Raw genomic sequence first — 1,144 nt, 5'->3', positions numbered from 1 at the left:
GGGCGCTCGGGCTGGCGTTCGCGGTGGCCGGCGTCGGCTGCTGGCCGACGATCTGCTGCAGGACCGGCAGCAGGGCCTCGGCGTTGGCGTGCTGCAGGAACACCACCTTGACGTCGTCGGCGGACTCGGCGCGACGGTCCAGGTCCTCGATCAGCGGCCGGACCCGGGCGACGGCGGAGGGGTCGCCGCGCAGGACCACGGAGTTAGAGCTTTCGACCGGGGTGACCGAGACCATCCCCTGCCCCGGCTGGCCGCCCGGCGGGGCGAGCACGGCGCGCAGAACCTCGGCGATCTCGCGCGCCGAGGAGTTCTGCAGGGTGACGACCTCGAAGCTGGCGCGGTCCACGTCGATGCGCGCCACCAGGGCCCGGATGCGGCGCAGGTTGTCGGCGAAGTCGGCGACCACGACGCTGTTGGCGCCGGGATTGGCCAGCACCTGGCCCTGGGCCCCGACCAGCGGGCGGATGGTCTCGGCGGCCGAGGCGGCGTCGATGTGGCGGAGCTGGAAGACCTCGGTGGTGAAGCGCTCGGAGCCGACCGTCGCCGGTCCTTGGGCCGCGCCCTGGGCGGGGCTGATGCGGTAGGCGCCGGACGCGGTCGGCGTGACCACCAGGCCGTTGGCGCGCAGGGTCGACAGGAAGACCTCGAATAGCTGGGCGCGGCTCAGCGGTCGCTCGCTGGTCACCGTCACCGTGCCGCTGACGGCGGGATCGACGATGAAGGTGCGTCCGGTCGAACGCGCCACGTCCTGGATGAAGGCGCGGATGTCGGCCCCCTGGACGTTCAGCGTCTGACGCTCGCCCGATTGCGCCGCCGCCGGCAGGGCGGCCAGCGGGCCTTGCGCGATCAGGACGGCGGCGAGGGCCGCACGGGCCACGCCCTTCATCAGACGGCTCATCAGCGGGTCCTTATGGTGGTGGTCTGGACCTGCCCGTCCCGCTCGAAGCGGATTTCGGCGCTGGTCGCGTTGGCGAGCTGGGCGCGAAGCCCGGCGATGCTCTGGGGGCTGTCCAGCGCGGTCTCATTGACGGCCAGGATGACGTCGCCGGACTGCAGGCCCGCGGCGCGGAGCGCGGCGCCGTCGCCGGCCGCCGACACGGTGAAGCCGTTGACGCGCAGGCCCTGCATGCGGGGCCGAAGCGAA

The 1,144-nt window shown here is 73.3% G+C and carries 1 protein-coding gene and 1 pseudogene; both read right to left on the bottom strand.

Annotated features, from left to right (window positions below; genetic code table 11):
• Window positions 1-898: secretin N-terminal domain-containing protein (locus AC2W7C_RS18225; RefSeq protein ID WP_486002609.1), on the bottom strand; the 898-nt coding region annotated here is incomplete at its 3' end.
• Window positions 898-1,144, bottom strand: a pseudogene (locus AC2W7C_RS18220) (type II secretion system protein N); the annotation flags it as partial. The pseudogene AC2W7C_RS18220 and the gene AC2W7C_RS18225, both read right to left, overlap by 1 nt.

The sequence above is a fragment of the Brevundimonas sp. CURTG3B2_SDJG genome, assembly GCF_057364705.1.
The sequence above is the reverse complement of the archived record's forward strand: the minus strand, read 5'-3'. Positions and strand labels throughout refer to the sequence as shown.